This is a genomic window from Bradyrhizobium genosp. SA-3, assembly GCF_004212635.1.
Taxonomy (GTDB): domain Bacteria; phylum Pseudomonadota; class Alphaproteobacteria; order Rhizobiales; family Xanthobacteraceae; genus Bradyrhizobium.
Window position 1 is genome coordinate 31,827 of record NZ_PSRT01000031.1, and the last position, 20,019, is coordinate 51,845.

At 61.2% G+C, this 20,019-nt stretch carries 15 protein-coding genes; 2 read left to right on the plus strand and 13 right to left on the minus strand.

All coding sequences use genetic code 11. The features are described 5' to 3' along the window. Window positions 1-48: 48 nt before the first annotated feature. The 12 genes from CWO91_RS13175 to CWO91_RS13225 all read right to left on the minus strand — a co-directional run bounded on the left by CWO91_RS13175 (window position 49) and on the right by CWO91_RS13225 (window position 15,463). Window positions 49-1,545: an ABC transporter substrate-binding protein gene (locus CWO91_RS13175; RefSeq protein ID WP_165405416.1), complete on the minus strand. Its 1,497-nt coding sequence runs from the start codon at window positions 1,543-1,545 to the stop codon at window positions 49-51. Between the two features lie 258 nt (window positions 1,546-1,803). After that, window positions 1,804-2,802: an ABC transporter ATP-binding protein gene (locus CWO91_RS42900; RefSeq protein ID WP_165405417.1), complete on the minus strand. Its 999-nt coding sequence runs from the start codon at window positions 2,800-2,802 to the stop codon at window positions 1,804-1,806. Further along, window positions 2,799-3,740 (minus strand): ABC transporter ATP-binding protein, encoded by a 942-nt coding sequence (locus CWO91_RS42905; RefSeq protein WP_349643577.1) that lies wholly within the window; start codon window positions 3,738-3,740, stop codon window positions 2,799-2,801. The genes CWO91_RS42900 and CWO91_RS42905 overlap by 4 nt, the downstream gene beginning before the upstream one ends. A gap of 236 nt (window positions 3,741-3,976) precedes the next feature. Then, complete coding sequence (locus CWO91_RS13185) at window positions 3,977-6,664, minus strand: hypothetical protein (RefSeq protein ID WP_130213842.1); 2,688 nt, start codon at window positions 6,662-6,664, stop codon at window positions 3,977-3,979. Further along, on the minus strand, window positions 6,661-7,041 hold the full coding sequence (locus CWO91_RS13190) for a hypothetical protein (protein WP_130213843.1): 381 nt from the start codon (window positions 7,039-7,041) through the stop codon (window positions 6,661-6,663). The genes CWO91_RS13185 and CWO91_RS13190 overlap by 4 nt, the downstream gene beginning before the upstream one ends. Window positions 7,042-7,053: 12 nt before the next feature. Continuing rightward, a complete protein-coding gene (locus tag CWO91_RS13195; RefSeq protein WP_165405418.1) occupies window positions 7,054-8,241 on the minus strand; it encodes a hypothetical protein in 1,188 nt (395 codons plus the stop codon). 9 nt (window positions 8,242-8,250) lie between these two features. Next, on the minus strand, window positions 8,251-8,976 hold the full coding sequence (locus CWO91_RS13200; protein ID WP_130213845.1) for an ABC transporter ATP-binding protein: 726 nt from the start codon (window positions 8,974-8,976) through the stop codon (window positions 8,251-8,253). Beyond that, on the minus strand, window positions 8,973-9,854 hold the full coding sequence (locus CWO91_RS13205; protein ID WP_130213846.1) for an ABC transporter ATP-binding protein: 882 nt from the start codon (window positions 9,852-9,854) through the stop codon (window positions 8,973-8,975). The genes CWO91_RS13200 and CWO91_RS13205 overlap by 4 nt, the downstream gene beginning before the upstream one ends. After that, window positions 9,743-10,750, minus strand: a complete 1,008-nt coding sequence (locus CWO91_RS13210) for a branched-chain amino acid ABC transporter permease (protein ID WP_130213847.1) — start codon at window positions 10,748-10,750, stop codon at window positions 9,743-9,745. Before CWO91_RS13210 ends, CWO91_RS13205 begins: the two co-directional genes overlap by 112 nt. Next, window positions 10,747-11,637 carry a branched-chain amino acid ABC transporter permease gene (locus CWO91_RS42910; RefSeq protein ID WP_165405419.1) on the minus strand — a complete coding sequence of 297 codons (891 nt, stop codon included), beginning with the start codon at window positions 11,635-11,637 and terminating at the stop codon, window positions 10,747-10,749. Before CWO91_RS42910 ends, CWO91_RS13210 begins: the two co-directional genes overlap by 4 nt. Further along, window positions 11,634-13,958, minus strand: coding sequence for a hypothetical protein (locus CWO91_RS42915; protein ID WP_165405420.1), 2,325 nt, complete (start codon window positions 13,956-13,958; stop codon window positions 11,634-11,636). Before CWO91_RS42915 ends, CWO91_RS42910 begins: the two co-directional genes overlap by 4 nt. Window positions 13,959-14,131: 173 nt before the next feature. Further along, window positions 14,132-15,463, minus strand: coding sequence for an ABC transporter substrate-binding protein (locus CWO91_RS13225; protein ID WP_165405421.1), 1,332 nt, complete (start codon window positions 15,461-15,463; stop codon window positions 14,132-14,134). Between the two features lie 1,095 nt (window positions 15,464-16,558). On the opposite strand from CWO91_RS13225, the gene CWO91_RS13230 reads away from it, so the two are divergent. Together CWO91_RS13230 and CWO91_RS13235 are read left to right on the plus strand one after the other, a co-directional pair. After that, window positions 16,559-17,497, plus strand: a complete 939-nt coding sequence (locus CWO91_RS13230) for a glutamate cyclase domain-containing protein (RefSeq protein ID WP_130213851.1) — start codon at window positions 16,559-16,561, stop codon at window positions 17,495-17,497. Between the two features lie 506 nt (window positions 17,498-18,003). Further along, a complete protein-coding gene (locus tag CWO91_RS13235; protein WP_130213852.1) occupies window positions 18,004-19,080 on the plus strand; it encodes a hypothetical protein in 1,077 nt (358 codons plus the stop codon). 510 nt (window positions 19,081-19,590) lie between these two features. On the opposite strand, the gene CWO91_RS13240 is transcribed toward CWO91_RS13235, so the two are convergent. Next, window positions 19,591-19,929 carry a DUF6894 family protein gene (locus CWO91_RS13240; protein ID WP_130213853.1) on the minus strand — a complete coding sequence of 113 codons (339 nt, stop codon included), beginning with the start codon at window positions 19,927-19,929 and terminating at the stop codon, window positions 19,591-19,593. Between the last annotated feature and the right edge of the window lie 90 nt (window positions 19,930-20,019).

Sequence of the window (20,019 nt, forward strand, 5' to 3'; positions counted from 1 at the left end):
CGCGATGCAAGTCAGCGGTTGCGGACCGGCATCGCGGCATGGCGCAGCCTATTTGTCGAGCCACACGTTGGCCAAATCCTGATTGAGGTAATGGCTCGGACTGATCTTCCAGCCCTTCACATACGACCGGGCGGGGATGATGCGATTCCACCACGGCGTCATCAGCATGTGAACCTGGGTGTCGAGAACGTATTTTTCGAACTCGCGGATCATTGCTCGCTGCTTGACGGTATCGGTCTCGTGAAGCAGCGCCTGATAGAGGGCAATCTCCTTCTCGTCGTCATAGTTGCCGTAGTTCTCGGCATAGACCGAGTGCGGCAAGAACTTGCCGATGTCCATGAGTGGGTTCACCACGCTCTGACAGTTGAAGTCCACGGTCACATCGAAGGTGCCATGACGCAGCGAGTCGAAGAACGGACCGGTCGGCAGCACGCGCTGCGTGACCTGCAATCCAACCTTGCTCCACTCGTCGATTAGCCAGGTGGCGACATACTTGTAGGGCTGGTCGACGTTTCGGTTCATCAGCTCGAATTTGAGTCCCTCGGCCCCTGCCTCCTTGAGCAGGCGCTTGGCCTCCTCGCGCGATTTCCCGATATCCGGCCAGAAGCCGGCTAACGTCTGCAGCTCCTCCTTGGTCGCCGCCAGCGGCGATCCCGGAAACACGATGCCGGCTACCGTATGCACGGTGGCGATCTTGGCGAGCGCCGGCGCGCCGTGCCAGCTGTCGATCGCCAGCGCAAGCGCCCGGCGGACCCGCACGTCGTCGAACGGCTTCCGCTTGTGGTTGGGGGTCACCAGGTTGCCGCAGTTCCAGTCGCTGGTCTGAACGGTGATCTGGTCGCCGAGCTCGCGCACGAGCTCGTCGCGGGCTGAGGGCGGCAGGCCGCGGAACTCGACCGCGGCGCGGTCGGCGCGGATCGCATCGACCCGCACGGCCTGCTTGGCCGCGAAGATGCCGATGAATCCGTCGAGATAAGGCCGTCCTTCGTGATAATAGTCGGGATTGCGCACCCCCTTGATCGACTGGCCGATCTCGTAGCCGGCGAACTTGAACGGGCCGGAGCCCATGATGTTCTTCTCGAACCAGCGCGGATCCTTGTCGAGGATCTCCTTCTTGTAGATCCAAGCAAAGGGATCGGCGAGCGAGGGCAGAAAAGCGTTGGTCGCGAACTTCAGCCGGAACACCACGGTCGTCGCATCCGACGCCTCGACCTTGTCGACCATGATGAAGTAGCTCTCGCGTGCGCTCGACATGCCCTCGCGGGGATGTATGATCTCCTGCCAGCTCGCCGCAACGTCCGCGGCGGTGAGCGGCGAGCCATCGTGGAATTTCACGCCCTCCCGGATCTTGAAGATGTAGGTCTTCCCTCCGTCGGTCGGCGTCGGCATTTCGGTGCAAAGATCACAGACGAAATCGGTGGTCGACGACGGATTGTCCGGGTTAATCCTGATAAGCACGCTGTAGAATGGCGCAACCGCGTGCACGGTCGCAAAGGTGGTCTCGCGGTGACCGTCGAAACTCGGCGGAGCGTCCGCCGGGATCATGAAGGTGAGTATCCCTCCGCGCTTCGGGGTGTCGGCAGCTGCCGGAGCGGCCACGTTCGTGAGAGGCGCGATGCAAAGAGCAGCGCCAAGACTGGCTGCCGCCAATAATGTCCTGATCATTTGCCTCCTCCTTTTCCTTCCTCCCTTGTTATTGGGATGGATTGGTTATTGGGATCAATGCTTAGAGTCACCTCTCAATCGGGTGTCCGGCGAAGCGTGCGGCGGTCCTTCGTGGAAAGCGCCACAGCTCGACCGAATCTAACGCACCTCGCTGCAGGCCACCCAGTGGCCGGGTCGCACCTCCCGCAGCTCCGGGCGGATCCGGCTGCAGCTTCGGACCGCTATCGGGCAGCGCGGATGGAACGCGCAGCCCGACGGCGGACTGATCGGGCTCGGCACCTCTCCCTTCACGGGTCGCAACCTGCGACCGGCCTCGACGCTCGGATCCGGCACCGGCACGGCGTCGAGAAGCGCCCGGGTGTAGGGATGCAGCGCGTTGTCGAACAGCTCGTCGCAATCCGCGAGCTCGACAATGCGGCCGAGATACATCACCGCGACGCGCTGGCAGAGATGTCGCACCAGGGAGAGATCGTGTGCGATGAACAGATAGGTGAGGCGGAAGCGCTCGCGCAGATCCTCGAGCAGGTTGACGATCTGCGCCTGGATCGACACGTCGAGGGCGGATACGGCCTCATCGCAGACGATGAATTCGGGATTGAGCGCGAGCGCGCGCGCGATCCCGACGCGCTGGCGCTGGCCGCCTGACATCTCGTGCGGGTAGCGATCGGCAAAATTCGGACTGAGGCCGCAGATCGCGAGCAGCTCGCGCACCCGGGCCGCGCGGCGGGCCGCATCGGGCTCGATGGCATGGACCTTCATCGGCTCGGCGATGATGTCGCCGACCCTCATGCGCGGATTGAGCGAGCTGTATGGATCCTGGAAGATGACCTGGATGCGGCGCCGCAGCGCCCGGAGCTGCTTGTAGCCGAGCTTAGTGAGGTCGACGCCGTCATAGAGGATCTCGCCGGCGGTCGGCCGATCGAGCAGCAGGATGCACCGGCCGGTCGTCGTCTTGCCGCAACCACTCTCGCCCACCAGCCCCAGCGTCTCCCCCCGGCGAAGCGTGAAATCGACGCCGTCGACCGCGCGCACCTCGCCGGCCGCGCGGAGCGCGAGGACGCCCTCGGTGACCGGGAACAGCTTCTGCAGCCCCTTCACCTCGAGGAGCGTCGGAGCGTGGGTTACGGGCGTCCTCATGCCACCGCTCCGGCCGCGGCGACGATCTCCTCGCTGCGCAGGCACGCCGCAAGGTGGCTGGCTGGCCCTGCCTGCTCAAGCGGCGGCCGCAACTGAGCGCAGGCGTCCACCGCGAAGCGGCAACGCGGGCGGAATGCGCAGCCTTGGTCGAGGCGCGTGAGGTCGGGGGGCTGGCCGTTCACCGGGTCGAGGCGCGCCTGGCGCGGACGATCGAGCCGAGGCACCGACCGCAGCAATGCCATCGTGTAGGGATGGCGCGGGTGGTGGTAGATCGCCGCTGCCGGGCCGCTCTCGACGATGCGCCCGGCATACATGACGTTGACCCGCTTGGCGTAGCGCGCCACCACGCCGAGATTGTGCGTGATAATGATGAGCGCCACGTTGAGTCGGCGCGTCAGGCCGTTCATAAGCTCCAGGATCTGCGCTTGGATGGTCACGTCGAGCGCAGTCGTCGGCTCGTCCGCGATAATGAGCTTGGGATCACAGGCGATCGCGATCGCGATCATGACGCGCTGGCGCATGCCACCCGAGAGCTGGTGCGGATACTGCTTGAGGCGGCGGGCCGGATCGGCGATGCCGACCAGGCCGAGGAGCTCGATGGCGCGCTTGTGCGCCGCAGCGGAATCGGCACGGCGGTGCTGCTCAAGCGTCTCGGTGATCTGCCGGCCTATGGTGAGAACGGGATTCAATGATGTCATCGGCTCCTGGAAGATCATGCCGATGTCGCCGCCCCGCACTTCTCGCATTTGCGCGTCCGAAAGCTGCATGAGGTCGCGGCCGGCGAAAAGAATCTCGCCGCGCGTGATCCGCCCGGGCGGATCCGGGATCAGGCGCAGAATTGATAGCGCCCCGACGGACTTGCCCGACCCGCTCTCGCCGACGATCGCGACCGTGTCGCCCTGCTCGACGGTATAACAAATCCCGTCGACAGCGCGCACAACTCCCGCGCCGGTCCGGAACTCAGTATGCAAATCCTTGATCTGCAGGAGCGGCGTGACACCCTCCCGATGTTTCTCTGCAAGCTATTCTAGCAGCCACCCCAAGGACTTGCCACATTGGTAGTGTCGCAGGACCTTTGCGTGCAATGCCGCAAACAGGTTGAATCGTCGTCCTGACACCGTGCCGCAACACTTTCGAGCGCGGAGCTCCGAGCGCCGGAGGACAATATCATCACTCAAGGTGTGCCCGTTGTGCTCACTTGGGACCCTTGGCCTTCTGCACCGGTCGAAACGACGATCGGTATCTGGCGAATATCGGCGTTCATGACATTGCCGTTGAGTGTAACGGCCGCGAACATCGTGTAACGGCCGACCGGCAACCGGTTCTTGAAATCGAATTGGAACGAGGAGCTTTCGCCAAGAGGGGCAGCGCCGGCGAGCACCACACGCTTTCGATCGTCGACGACCACGAACCGGCACTCCGGGGGCGTCCGTTTCAGCACGTCCGGCGGTATGGATGAGAGTGGCACGCGCTTAAGGCGATAACTGCGCTGAAACTTGTCGATCATTTCGATATCGCCCGACAATCGGACCCCATCGCCGGTCGAGTCCACCGCAGTGATGAATCCGCGACGCGGGATCGCGTAAGAGTCATAGGAGCCTACGCCCAGCGGGTAGCTCAAGTCCCTGAACGCGGAGAGCACGACGCCGTCATGCGACCAGCTCTTGAGCTGATAGGGCCCGTTGGTCACCAGAAAATGGCCATTGGCCTTGTAGAAGGCTGAGAGCGCCGCCCATCGCCTGCGTGCCTCGTCAACGCCGACAAGCGTGCGCAACGCTTCCGGCCGGTAGCCTTCACGCTCGAAGCTCTCGCTCAAGGCCGCGAGCCGCTCCTTCAGCGCTTGCGAGCGGACGAGGTCCAGCCATTCGACGCTGCGGCGAACGGCCTCGGCCTGCGAGAATGCCGCCCAGTTTCGGCCGACCGCTTCTTCCATCAGGACAAGAAGATGCCAGGGCAGCGTGCTCCATGGCGGCGCCGGGACCGCCTCCCGTTCCGGGCTCGTCGGCGCGCTGGTCGTATAGACCTCGATCGTGAAGACTTCGCGGAGGAAATCGACGTCGCCGACTCTGATCGACCGGGACGCGGTTTCGCTGCCCACGACCCGCAATCCGGCAAGCTGGCGACGTATCGGCGCGGTAGCGGTATCGATTGATTGATCGTAATGCGCCTCGCGGCCATCGCCACGAACGCCCCAGCGATATGCAAAGATGTAGGGGTAGAGCAGATCGGCCGCTGTCATCCTCGTCCCGTCGTGGAACGCGGAGCCGAGCAGGCGATAGACCAGTTTCGTCCTGGCGAATTTGCCGGGGCCGATGGCCTGAAGGTGGCCATTGTCGAGATCAGGCAGTACGGCGTCTGCGGGGATCGCAATCATATTCTCCGCCACGGTCGATGGTTGCGCGGATGGCCTGCTCCGCTCGACGATCGGCTCGGCCAGGATCGACAGACTGACGAAGGTGTAGACCACCATCAGCGCGGTGAGCGGAATCTGAGAGGCCAACGCGCGCTTGCGCGCGGAAAATGTCTGCATCGCCTGCAAATGCGCGAGATAGACTGCCGCGATGTGTCCGAAAAGGACGGCCGCGACCGCCGTGTACCAGGCGAAGCGCGCCCCTACGATTGCAATGTTCGGCCGATAACTCGCGGTCCCGAGCAGGTTCCAGCCGTAGCCGAAAGGATCGGAAAGCAGCGGAACGATGTATTGCCCCTGGACCAGGAAGTATACGAGGTAATGCGCAAGGTGATAGCCGAGCGCGATTGGGATCAGCGTCAGGGCGAAACTCTGGGCGATCTGCCGCGGCGAAAATTGCCACTCCGTCACCGCGGCTATGATGATGCTCACCATCCAATAGGCTGACAGGAACAGGAGCCAAAACCCGAGCAGGCCGACGCTTCGTAGGGCTACCGGGCCGAGCTCGGCGACATCAGATAAACGCGCGATGATCGCGGATTCCGCCACCGACCATTCGGGAGTCGCAATCAGGCCGTCGTAAAGAACGCTCGACAGGAGCAGCAGCACGAATGCCATCATTGATGGCGAAATCAGCTCGCGACGGGCCAAGCCCGTGCCAAATCCTCGCAACCGAAATTGCGGTTTCGGCGGGGCCGTGCGTATGTCTGTTGGCGCAAAGCGCGCGAAAGTTCCGAATACAACGGTGAAGAGCTCGCCATGCCGCAGCCAGGCCTCGCTGCCGAACAGATACATTCCGGTCCAGGTCAGCGCGGAATAACCAAGCGCGAAGGAAGCTAGGTGTAACGGCACAGCAGGTGTCGGATAGACGAGTTCGATCCAGGAAAAGGTCAGCAGCAGGAGCACCGCGGGCCAGACACCGAGTGCCAGGGGATACGGTCTGCCGAGTGCGAGATTGCGGCCACAAACGCGCCTGTATACCATCTCAACGCCTTCGAAGACAGTTCGCCATGGATTGATGAGCGGCCAGATATTTCCGACGAACGCCGAAACATAGGCGAGGCCGACCCAGGCGATGATCCAGACCAGCGTGGGTGCGAGATTGCGGTAAGGATTTTGATCGCCGAAAAAACCCGCCACCAGCATCGCGGCGAACAGGACGAGAGCGATCAGCTTAAGCGGAACGCCCAACGCCGCGACGATTTTTCCGAGCGGATAGTCGAACAGATCGATGCGCGAATAGGCGCGTGCAGGCTGCGCGCGGCGTACAAACAGGCCGACCACCACGAAAGAGAACATGACCGCAGCCGCGCCGCCGAAAAGATACAGAGACAAGGGCAGGGGGAGATCGTAACGCTGGCCGAAACCGTGCGCGCCGGCCGGTGTGACGCCAATAAGCAGGGCCGCAGCCGCAGCCAGCCAGCATCGGGTCGTTATGGCGGTTCTGGTCACGGATAGACCTCGATACGAACAAGGAGAGCTTCCCCGTGAGAGTGGCCGCCGGTCCCAGACGACCCATGGACTTCCACCGGAAACCGCCCGGTGGCGTACGCGACGAATTCCATCACACCGACGGTGCCGGGCTCGATCTTCCTTTCAATGTCATAACCGTGCAGATGCAGGATGATTGATCGATCCGTGTGCCATCGCAGCTTGACGTCATCGCCCTGGTTGATCCGGATGACCTGCGTGCTCTCCATCACCCGCCCGCGCTCGATGTGGAAGTCGAATGTGAGCTCCGCGGCAAACGCCCCGGTGATGGTCGCTCCGGTTGCCCAGGCGAGCACCGTGCCCGGGAGATATGCACGAAAGAGTGTGCTGCAAGGCATCGCTGCAATTCCTCATCGCGGCGGGGTGGCCTGGATCTCCGAGATCCGATTGGCCATCCAGGCCTGGTCATAGGGCGACGGCAACAGAGCCGGGTCTGCGACGGCGGACCACATCAGTTGTCCGAATCTGTCGGAAAAGCCCGTGATCGGATTCCAGGCCGATGTCGGTCGTGCATCGACCCCGACCCGGAGCCAGCCGTTCCAGGGAAAGTCCTTCAGCTTGACCGTACGGAGGAAGATCGCGGCGTTGAGGCCCGTAAGGGAATCGAAAGCGATGTTCTCGATCCCGGCAGAGAACTCGATATTGAAATATTCGCGCTTGAGCGTGTAGCCGACGACGACGTGGCGACAGTCGCCGATGAGGGCTATCACCAGCGCCCGTTCCAGATTGATGCGATCGACCGGGTCGGTGAAATCGCCTGACTGAATCCGTTGCAGGTCAGCTTCCACGCGCTCCTTTGTGCCGACATCGATTGCGTCGTGCAGAACGAGATAGGCCTGGTACCATCCGCTCCTCGCCGCAGGCGGGACCAGCCAGCCGTTGATCACAGTCGTTGCCGAGGCAACGAGTTCGGGCAAGTTGATTTCCCTGATTTCAACGTCCCAGTCTGATTCCGGCGCCGCCTTCTCGGTGCCGAGCAGCCGTTTCGCGGCAGCGTCCGCTGCCTTCAGCTTCAGATCCCGGATTGTTGGAAAAGCCTCCGTGTCGGAGAGCAGGCGTCGCTTCGCCGTTTCGGCGAGATCGGCATGGTACAAGTAATCGCCGTGCAACGGTGTGATCGGATAGGGATGCAGGATCACATCCGGATTGTTCGAGCTGATCTTTCGCGCAACGGCATGCGCGGCTGCGCAAGCTGTCGCGTCCGCTTTCGCATATGACGATATTGGGTTGACGCGGATCGCCACCTGGGACCTAAGTGATTCCACACGGCTCAAATCCGCCACCGAATCTGAAAAGCGGCGCTCGTTTCCGAGATAGGCGTGGATCTTGGCTTGCAGTAGCAGGCTTCCGGCGGCATCCGGGGCGACGGTCTTAATCTCGATCTCATGCGGATAAAAAGACGGATAAACTGCCGATTCGTGGCCGCTTCGCGCCGGCCCGATTACGGCTAAAGCCGACAACAGAAGTCCAAACGTTATGCGGCTCTTCATGGGCATTCCCAACAAAACGAAGATTCGTATCGCGCGGGCGCGTACCACGATGCGCAATCATCCGCGCAAGGCCTTCATAACCCTTTCATCTCCGCGAGCATCCCTTGGCGAACCGCGGAAGATGATCTCGCCGCGATCGATCACATAGAGCCGGTCGGCGATACGGGACGCGGCGGCGAGATGCGATTCCGCCATCAGGATGGACACACCCATCGCCTTGATCTTCATGACGGCTTCCGTGAACCGATTGACCACGACCGGCGCGAGCCCCTCGAATGCCTCGTCGAGCAGGAGAAGGGACGGCGACAACATCATCGCGCGTGCGATCGCGACCATCTTGCGTTGACCGCCGCTTAGCTGCATACCTTGGCGTTGCAGCAGATCCCGAACTTCGGGAAAGACTGCGAAAGCCTGCGTCTGCGGGTCTGGACGCGCAGCCCCGTCCCGCCGGCGCGACACCTCATCCCCGAGCCAGCGGCTGATCATCAAATTGTCGTCGACGGACAGTTCCGGGAACACGCCGCAATCCTCCGGCGAATAGCCGATTCCGCGTTTGGCGCGTTCGTGCGGGGCAAGCCTGGTCAAATCTTCATCGGCAAACACGATCTGACCCGCCTGCAGCGCCAGGAAGCCCATAATGCTCTCGATCGTCGTGGTCTTGCCGGCGCCGTTACGGCCGACCAGGCACACGACCTCCTGCCTGTCCACGCGCAGCGAAACGCCGTTGAGGATGTGAGCGGGGCCGCGGTAGGTGTGGATCGCCTTGACCTCCAGCACGATCATTCCTTTCGCGAAAATGCATCCGGCCCGGAAGAGCCGAGAAGGATCATCGCAACATCGTCATTGTTTCTGATGGCGTCCGGCGTGCCCTGGACAAGGATCGCCCCCTGGTGCATCACCACAATTCGGTTGGAATACTTGAAGACGACGTCCATATCGTGCTCGATGATCGCGGCGGTGATGCCTTCGCCGCGCACGACCGAAGCGATGATGTCCATGATCTTGTCCTTCTCGCGCGTGCTCACCCCGCTGGTCGGCTCGTCGAGAAACAAGAGCTTCGGCCGCAGCGCGTAAGCAAGCGCCACATCTAAGAGTTTGCGTTCGCCTTGCGCGAGACCTCGCGCGGGCTCGTTGCGCTTGCTGGCGAGTCCGAACTGATCAAGAACCGTGTCAGCTTCGATAGTGACCTCGCGGTCGCGGTCGGCGAGCGCCGCCATGTTCCTTATCTTGCCGTCGCGCGCGAATATCGCCAGCGCCACGTTGTCGAAGGCCGTCAGATCGTCGAACAGGTTAACCAGCTGGAAGCTGCGCGCGATACCGGCTTTCACTCGCTCGATCACCGATGAATGGGTCACGTCGCGCCCCTTGAAGATGATTTTTCCGGAGTCGGGAGCGAGATGGGCGCTGATGACATTGCAAAGCGAAGTCTTTCCGGCTCCGTTGGGGCCGACCACGGAAATGAACTCGCCTTCCGCAATGGTCAGGTTGACATCATCGACCGCGTGCGTGTCGCCGAAATATTTCTTCAGGCTGACCGTCTCCAGGAGGGTCATTTCGTCGATCTCCCGAGCTTTGCAGCGAGCTGCGCAGCCGTTCCGACGATGCCGGCGGGTAGCGCCATCACCAGAATGACAAGCACCACGCCAAGCAGAAGCTGCCAATACTCGGTGCTGGCGATTGCGTAGGTCTTCAGGTAGTTGAACGCCATCGCGCCGACGATTGGACCGGTGAAAGAGCGGAATCCGCCCAGTACACTCATGAACACGATCTCGCCGGAGAATGGCCAATAGAGAATGTCGGGCGTGGTGAGACCGTTGAGCGGAACCCACAGAATCCCGGCAAGTCCCGTAAAGATCCCGGAAATCATGAAAGCAATCCAGCGATAGCGCCGCACCGAAATCCCGACAAACCGCGCGCGCGTTTCGTTGTCGCGGATCGCCTGCAGCGCCTTGCCGAACGGAGAATGCGCGATCACCCACATGATGGTCGTGGAGACGGCAAACAGCGCAAGTACGTAGTAATAATAGGCATAGATGAAACGCTGGAACGAGCCGGCCCCCTTGAAATCGACCAGGCCGCCGAGCAGCGTGAGACTGGCATAGGGTACGCGGATGCCGTCGGTGCCGCCCGTCACCCAGAAGAACTTGAAAGCAAGGCTCCAGAGGACCTGCGACAGCGCAAGCGTCAGGATGCCGAAGAAAATGCGTGTGTGCCGCACGCAGACGAATCCGAAAATCGCTGCAATGATCAGCGTGCCGAGCATCCCCCCGACGATGCACAGCTCCATGGAGTGCGCGCCGAGATCTCGCGTGATGAATGCCACCAGATAGGCGCCAGCGCCGAAATAGGCCGAATGCCCAAACGACAAAAGGCCGGTGTAGCCGAGCAGCAGATTGAACCCGAGTGCGGCAATCGCCATGATCAGACCGTAGGTCAGCAGAACCGTTTGATAGGGATCGACGATCTGCGGCAGGATCGCAAGGATCACGAGAACGAGTGCAGAGTCGATGGTGATCCGCCAAATCGAGGTGCCAGTGGCCGCCATCGTCATCGTCATGCCCTTCCAAACAAACCGGTGGGACGGACGAGCAGGACCGCGGCCGCAATCAGGTAGAGAACCGCGAGTTCAATCTCCGGGAAGAACTGGATGCCGGCGGTGCGCACGAAGCTCACAATCAACGCGCCGACGAGCGCTCCTTGCAAGCTCCCGAGCCCACCGATCACGACGACCACGAAGGCCAGGATAAGCACCTCGATGCCCAGGCCAAGGACCGCCGCCTGAGCCGGCACCACCACCGCCCCGCCGAGGCCGGCCATGAAGCAGCCGATGGCGAAGGCCTGGACATAGACGCGGCTGACATTGATGCCGAGCGCGGCAGCCATGCGCCGGTCCTGTGAGGTAGCGCGCAGTATGACGCCAAACTTGGTGCGATAGATAAATGCCCACAATCCGATCGCGGCAGCAATCCCGACTGCGACGACGAACAGATTGTAAGTGGGATACATGAGGCGACCAACCGGGATGCTGCCCATCCGATCCATGATCGTGCCGGCCGATAATGGCGTGCGGCCGAACACGAGCTTCATGACATCTTCGAGGATCAGGAGCAGACCGAATGTGACCAGCAGGTGATATTCCTCCGATCGTTGATAGAGCGGGCGCAGCAGGGTAGGCTCGATCAGGGCGCCGACGGCCGCGATGGCAATCGCACCGAGCGGGAGGAGGAGAAGCATTCCGGCCAGGCCGAGAGTTCCTTCCAGCGCGTGACCGACAGCACTGCCGACAATCCAGGCGGAAACGTAGGCGCCGAGCGCATAGAGCGCCCCATGCGCCAGATTGACAATGCGCATGACGCCGTAGATGAGACTTAGGCCCGCCGCGATCAGGAACAGGACTGCCGCGTAAAAGAAAGAGTTGAGAATCTGGATGACGAAGATCGTCACGGTTTTCTCTCCTCGTCCTTCGCGTCCCCGGTTCGCCCGGCCTTGCCAATTGTCCCGCCATTGCGCAGCTCGATGCGTCCGATTGCGGGATTGATCGTGTTCCCATCGAGAAAGATCGCCGCGAACAGCGTATAGACGCCGGACTGAAGGGTGGTCGGCAGCGACACCGCAAAGCGATTGTCCGGTTGCCGTACCAGGCCTCCGACGGCAGCTACTCGGCCGTCCTGGCCAATGATGACATAGTGCGATTCCGGCCGAATAGGCTGCAGCGTGCCGCGCAGCGTGTCGGGCTGCAGCGGCGCGCGGACGAGGCGATGGTCGCGTTGCTGCTTGACGGCGAATTCGGCGTCGGCGCTGACCAGCACGAGATCGCCTGCGCGCTCCATAGCGCGGATGAGCGCGTGTGCCGGATCGGCAAAGCCGTTGAACGTACCGAGTCCGACGGGATAGTTGAATTCCCGTACGACCTCGAAAACGAACGTGTCGGGCGACCAGGCCTTCAGCCGATAGGGTCCATTGGTCACCAGCAAATGATCCTTGGCTTCAACGAACTGGTCGAGAAGCTGCCAACGGGCCTTCGCCGCCTCAGGGCCGACCAGTAGCTCGAGCGCTGCCGGCCGGTAGCCGGTTTGTGCAAATTCCTTGATCAGCGCGCGCAATGCCTTCAATTGAGCTGGATCGCGGAGGAGGTCGAGCCATGGGAGGTGGCGCCGCTCAGCTTCGCTGCGCGAGAAGGCTGCGATGCCGCGCTCGACCGCAACCTCCATCAGCGCAAGCACGTGCCAGGGCACCGAACTCCAGGGCGGAGCGATGAGGGCATCCTCCTGCTCATCGAAAGTCAGATTATCGAGATAAACCTCGATGATCGGGCTGCGATAGGTGAAGGCCTGATCTGCAATCGTCCGCGCGGTTTCCTCCACCCGGACGAGCTTCACGCCGCGCAGCCGCTCGCGCATCAGCCGTGTCGCAGCGGCGATATCTGGATCGTAGGTCGCCGCATTCTGCCCGCCGGCGCTCCAGCGGAATGCCAACGCAAACGGATACAGCAAATCGGCCGGTTCCATCACCGAACCGTCGCTGAAATTCGAGGCCGACATGCGATACAGCACTTTGGCCATCGCGCCATGGCCCGGCCCAACCGGGGCAAATTTGCCGGTCATGGATTGTGGCATCAGCGCATCATCGGGAACGCGAACCGACCGCCGGATGCCGGATTCGTCCGTAGTGCGGATTTCAGCGCGATTCTGGACCCATCGGCTATTATAAGGAACAGGCAGGAAGGCGTTGTCGCCGACGGTCGACCACACCAGACGACCGGCCGCATCGGCGAAGCCAGCAATCGGATTCCAGGCTGCGGTCGGCCGCGGATCGATGCCAATTCGCAGCGAGCCATTCCAGAGGAAATCCTTGAGCTTGACCGTCCTGACAAAGACCGCCGAATTCAACCCGGACTGAGAATCCACGGAGATATTTTCGATGCCGTCGGAAAAGTCGTCAGTGTAGAATTCGCGCCGCAGCCGATAGCCGACTACGGCGCGCTCGCAACTGCCGAGCAATGCTGCCAGCAACTCGCGCTCGAGGTTGAGCTGTTCAGTGCGATCCCTGAACTCGTTATGGGTGAGGCGCTCAAAGGGCTCGTCGGCCTGTTCCCGGTCGCTCGCCTGGCTCAGGGCAGGGCGAAGTAGCTGGTAGGCCTGGAACCATCCTTCTTTGGTCCAGCGTGGCGCTGGCCAATCATTGAAGCCGATACCTGCGTCGGTGAGCAATGCGCTCACCGAAGTCTCATCGAGGCTCACATCCCAGTCGGTCGCCTGGACGGGGGCCTGCGGCGAGAGCAGAGACGTATCGGCGCCGGCGCGAAACGTCGGCACGGGCGCAGCGGTTGGCTGGCGCGTGGCCTTGCCCGGAGGCAGCCGATCTGCGTGGCCGAGATAGTCGGCGTGGTAGGGCGTGATCGGATACGGATGCATAACGACGTCAGGTGGCGCGCGCAGCGCCGCAGCGGCCTGTTCGATGGCGTGGCAGCGCGCCTCGCGGTTCTGAAGCCGCGACGACTGCGGATTGACGCTGACGGTGATCAGCGATTTGAGCGACTCGGCCGACTTGAGGTGCTCGGGAATCTGACCGGAAAAGCGTGGTGCAGTGCCCACATAAACATGCAGCGGATCGTTCTTGTTGATGAACTCGCGAGCCGCTCCTTCCGGATCGAGCGTCTCGATGCGGATTTCATGCGGGTAAAAGGAGGGAAAATAAGATACCGCGTGGTCGGCCCGCGCCGATGGCGGCGCAATAGCAACCGCACATGTCAGCCCCACCACCAAGCCGCCTAGTCGCGCCCGAGGTGAAGCTGCGTGCAGAGACATGTTCCGCTCCACCGCCAGCAGGATATCGCTGCGGCCGAAAAACGCGGATGTGGAGTTGCGGCCGCACCATCAAGACCACATCCCGAAGACGGCCATACCTTCGACAAAAGGCATGGTCGTCTCGATTGCGTTCAAGCGACCTGCGGCCAGGTCTCCTTGATCCAATTGTAGGTGGCCGTCGGATCGTTGTGACCACTACCCGGCTTCGGCCAGCGCGGAGGCGCTGTGATATTGCGGATCGGAATGGTGATCATCCGAGACGGATCCAGGATTTGGAACGGGTATTCAGCCACATTCTTGCTGAAGCCCGTCACCGCGTCCTTGTAGCCCTGGTGATTGTCCGGACGGATATACAGATCACCGGCTGCCGTCTCGAAATACATGCCTTCAAGCTGGTTGATGATCGCCTCTTCTTCCGGCCAGCCACCTGTAAGCTTGTTCGCCTTTTCGACTGCCGTCTTGTACATATAGAGCGTGTGATACGCACCATCCGATTGGAAGTTCGGATACTCGTTCCAACGCTTATAGTACTTCTCGACGAACCTCTGGTTAGCGGGCCAACGATTTCCCGGCGGGAAGGTGAAGTAATAGTTCGCATGCACGCCCGCGATCACGCCTTCCGGGTGATCCTTGCCGATTGCATGCGGCGCAACGCCAAAAGCGATCGTGCTCGCAAACTTCGCGCTGTTGAACATGCCGTAGCGCAAAGCCTGCTTATACATTGCCACGTAGTCGCCGCCCCAGACCGACGAAACGATCAGGTCGGGATTCGACGACATCGCCTTGGTGATGTGAGCGGTGAAGTCGGTGGTGCCGAGCTTCGGCCAGCCTTCCGAGACGACTTGGGTGCCGGGCACAAGCTTGCTGAACGCGATGTTGAAATGGTCGAAGGCATTGCGGCCATAGCTGTAGTCCGGATGAATGTGCGCGATCCGCTTTGCCTCAGGCCAGGTCTGCGCCGCCGCCAGCGCGCAAGTGACGCCGTCCGCTGACTGGATGTTGGTAATGCGGAACGCGAATTTCGGATTCGGCACCGCCTTGTCCCACAGAAAATCGGTGCAGCCATCGACAAAAATCGTCAGCGCGCCAAGCTCCTCGGCGACCGGGCCGAGCGCCGGCGTGTTGCCGCTCGATATGACACCGGTAAACAGGTCGATCTTTTCGGAGAGCTTCATGCGGCGAAGCTCTTTCACGTTGGCGTCTGTGCCGGCTGCCTCGTCGGCTGTGATCGTCTCGATCTTGCGCTTGCCGAGAATGCCGCCCTGGGCGTTGATTTCCTCAGCAGCCAGGAGGTGGCCCTTGAGTGAAGGCTCGCCGAGCACTGCTGCGGGGCCCGTCAAGAAGGTCATGTGACCGAACCTGAGAGGCGCGTCGGGAATTTTTCCCTTCGGCGCTGCCGGATTTTGCGCCGATGCAGGGGTCATGGCCGGTATTGCGGTTGCCGCCGCGGCGCCGCCGACCACAACGCCGAGTTGATTGAGAAAATTTCTGCGATCTACGTTTCTCTGCTCCATGGTTTATCCTCCTTTGTCGAGGACACAGATGATCTCGCCACGTTCAAGCTCCTAATGGGGGGCTCATTGCCGCATTTTAGGCCATTGTATCGCGTCAAACCACAGCTCATTGATGTATCTTTGACGTCCAATGCGTTCGGCGTCAGGGATTGCACCTCTCCAGCCCCGGCCGCTCCATCGCCACCACATGCCAGGTGGCGCTGGGGCGGCGAACCTTGTCAGCCGCGCTACGACGGCGCGCGACGTCCTGGTCGGGGCGCCGTCCGCTGAACTGAAGTGGCGCAATCTTGGTGACGTTTTGCGTATCCCAGCTCGCCGCACTGCAGCATTTCTCGCAATCCGACCGTCCCAGCCTCGCGCCCTTTGACGATCAGGGCTATCCTTTCTCTCTGATCGTACTTTCGGCGAGCCGCATGAAGCTTGGCCCCCCAGGTGGCGGCTCCCGGGTGCAAGGAAACGAGCCGCACAGCTTTCGTCGGGATCAAATGACGCATAGCGGCCAAAAGGGTTTCGGCATGACCAAGCACGGCCGATCGGGGCACGCGACCCGATCGCCGCGCTTTCGCTTCCTGCAGAAGCTCGAGGCACAGAAGAACGATCGCAAGGACCGCTCTCGGATCGAGGACCCGAAGCAGTCCGTCGAAGACCTATTCCATCCCCGGCAGCCAACACGGGCCTGACGAGCTATCCTTATCAGCTCCGGGGTAGGCACATCGCGGGCGCGTCGATGACCTTGATACCAAACACGACCGCCGGAGGTCACGGGAGCGAACCTTTCACCGTCCAAGAGGACCAGCACGTGCAAGTCTGAGGCCTTCTTCGCAAGCGGGAGCAGATCCTCAGGCTCCCGCGACGAATAGAAGGGAAGCTCGGCGAGCAGGTTGGCCTATTCGCTTTCGCCATCCCAGAGAGTTGCCTATTTCCCGGGAGCGATCTTCCTAAGCAACAAGGCGAGGGCGCATCCTCCAAACAGGTCTGTTATCATGTAGGACGACCGGAAAAACCAGCAGAACCAGCCCGGCACCTTCGAGAAGGCAAGTCGAGGTGGATACAGCGAACGAGTCAATAGCCCGGATCGAAGCGATCATCGGGCGCAAAGTCAGACGCGATATCGGCCAGATGACCGAGTGGGCAAAAGGCAATCTTGCCCGCGCTGCAGAGGCCGTCATAAACACGCCCGACGCGCATGTCGGCATCGTTACCGGCTTCTATATCCAGCACGCGGAGCCGCCTTCTCCGGAAACGGATGGGCTCGGCGGGATGGCCCATCTGGCCGCGGGCCTCGCAAATGCGGGCATCCAGGTAACGGTCATCACCGATGCGCCGTGTGCAAAGGCGGTTTGGGCCGTGGTCGATGCGCTGCCGATGCCCGTCAATCTTGAGGTCGTGTCAACGACGGAGGATTCGGTTCTCCGCCTGTGGCAGTACCTGGAAACAGGCGGCCGGCCCATCACTCACTTGATCGCAATTGAGCGGGTTTCTCCGGGCTCGGATGGAAAGCCTCACCGGGAGCACGGATGGGATATGTCGCGCGAAACGGCACCGCTCCATCTTCTCTTTAGCGACCCCGCCGCGAAGCGCCGCTGGTATACGATCGGCATCGGAGACGGCGGCAATGAAATCGGGATGGGATCCCTGCCCAAGGAAATCATCGAAAGCGGAATTCCGAACGGCGAGGTGATCGCAGCAACGACCCAGGTCGATTCGCTCATCGTCGCCGGCGTGTCTAACTGGGGAGCTTATGGGCTCGTTGCTGCAATGGCCTGCACAAAGCCGGCGTTGCGGGACGCTCTTCTGCGTTATTTCAATCGTTCTATGGATCACCGGTTCCTGTCGGCGGCGGTGGAAGCCGGGCAGGCGGTCGACGACAGCAGGCTCGATCATCCCGGGCGACCGCAGATGAGTGTCGACGGCATACCCTGGGAACAGCACGCGGCTCTTCTTGAGGAGATCTCCGCCGTAGTCTCGTCGCAAGCGCGCTGATCACCTTGAAACTGACCGGCCATTCTGGGAATAGTTGAGCTTTGAAGACGTTGAACGTGCTGTTAAACTACTCTGTGGATCGAGCGTGCTACGCCCGAGGAGATGGAGGAGGCTTGTCGCAAGGGCGATCTCATTCCGCCGCTGACGATGTTCAAGGCGGTTCGCATGCAAATGGATGAGTTCGGTTTGACACCAGATCATTGCGTGCCCGAACTCTTGACGCCTGTCGAAAAACGGTCGTCCGTGCCCGGGTCGGCCTCACCAGCTGTGCGTCATCATAAGTATCGGCTTCGCGGGCATCGTTTCTCCAGGGACGTTAGGCTGGCGGGGTGATCCGACCGCCGACTGGACCACCTCGGGCCTAGGAATCCAGCTGACGCAGCCGCAGTCGCCACGGTCCAGCTGGATGTGCCGCTTGTCGTCACCGCACCCGTAGCATCGAGCCAGCCGACGGCACAAAGCAGGTCGCAATGGGCCCAGTCTAAGATCTCAAAGGAGCCCCGACGATGTCGACATGCAACATTCTCATCCTAGGCGCCTCATACGGTTCGTTGCTCGCGTCGAAGATTCTGTTCGGCGGGCATTCGGTTAAACTTGTCTGCCTTCCGGCCGAGGCAGATCTGATCAACTCCGAAGGGCTTCGTGTTCGGATTCCGATCCGCGGCCGGAGCGCATCCGTCGAGCTCGATTCACGCAAGCTGCCTGGCCGAGTGTCGGCAGCGGGAGCGACGGGCGTCGACCCGCGGGAATATGACCTCATCGGACTTGCGATGCAGGAGCCCCAATACGGATCGCCCGGAGTGCGCGAGCTTATGAACGCTGTGGCGACATCGCGGGTGCCGTGCATGTCGATCATGAACATGCCACCGCTTCCCTATATGAGGCGCGTTCCCGGGATAGATTCCGAACTGCTTAAGCCCGCTTATACGTCGCCGGAAGTGTGGAAGGAATTCGACCCCGCTACCCTGACGCTCTGCAGTCCCGATCCCCAGGCAATAAGGCCGCCGGACGAAAAGGCCAACGTACTGCAGGTGACCCTGCCGACGAACTTCAAAGTCGCCCGTTTCGATGTCGAGAAGGGGAACGAGATCGTGCGGCGGTTGGAAAAGGAGATCGATGCTGCGCGCTTCGATGCCCCCGAGGGCAGGATACAATTGCCGGTGAAGTTGCGGTTCTATGACTCGATCTTCGTACCCTTGGCCAAGTGGGCCATGCTGATGGCCGGGAACTACCGGTGCATCACCGAGGACGGGATGCGGACCGCCCGGGAGGCCGTTCATTCCGATCTGGAAGCGTCGCGCTCCATCTACGACTTCGTGCTCGACGTTTGCGTCAAGATTGGTGCCTCGCGTGACGAATTGGTGCCTTTCGAAAAGTACGCAGCGGCGGCAGAGAGCCTGTCGCGTCCAGCATCCGCAGCCCGCGCCCTGAACAACGGTGCCCCGAATATCGAGCGCGCGGACAAGCTCGTTCAGCTTGCTGCGAAGCAGAAGGGCATGCGCCACGCCGCTCTTGATGAGATCGTGGCATTGGTCGATCGAAGGCTGGAAGCCAATCGGAAGGTGAAACCCACGGCGGCATAGTCAGGTAATCCATCGTGCCGGCCTCGCCCAGACTAGTGATGGACTCCTTCATGCGGAAGACTGAAGAAGATATCGCGGGTTCGGTTGGTGTGGGGAAAGGCGGTAGCGCTCCCCCGCTACTTATTCTGCGATTTCCTACGATGCTCTACGAGTTTTCCCGCTCGGTTACCATTTCCTGCCGCCGCTTCTTAAGACGGTAACCTTTAAACCGCTACGAGTGCCTGTATTTGTGTTGGCCGCCGCTGGCGCAAATCTGCCGCACGCAGCCGATCTTTGCGAGCATTCTCGGCAAGAGTGATAAGTTCGAGTGCAGCCGGAGCTAAGACGGGGAGGGCACTATTGGCCTTTCCATGTTGTCAAACGCCCAAACAACAAGGATCCTCAGCCTTGAAATAAGACCGAATTGTTGGCCAAAAGCGGAGCTTGGCCACTGGAGAACGGCAAGCAGGACCCTCAGTAAACGAGTCCGGCGGACATGAATGCGGAAAAGCGCCAGCCGCAAACCCGTGGTTACCCGGACACGCACTCCGTCAGCGGCAACGTCAAAACGACTCGTAAGGACGAATCCAAGATTTCGACACGCCATTCTGTCCAGTCCTCGACCATATATGCATTCTCTCTGAGCACTGCCGCTCGCTTTGAGGCGTAGGCTTTCACTTGCTCGAAATTGTCGAGTTCAACTCCGCCTTCATCAACGAGAGTTCGTCCCTCGCCGGTGAAATTGAAGAAATATCGCGTTGCCTTCATTGCTTGCTCCGTGAAATCTGAGCGTGCGCGAACTAGTGGCGTGCGATGTCGTGTCTCGGCGAAATTCTTGTTCTCGATCTGGCGCAATGCGTGGATCGCCATCTCCTAATCGATTTCCTGCATGGCCCCATCACGCGCTGGTGGGTTAAGGGTCGTTCCGAAAACAGTGACGAAGTTGAGGACTTCGCGCCT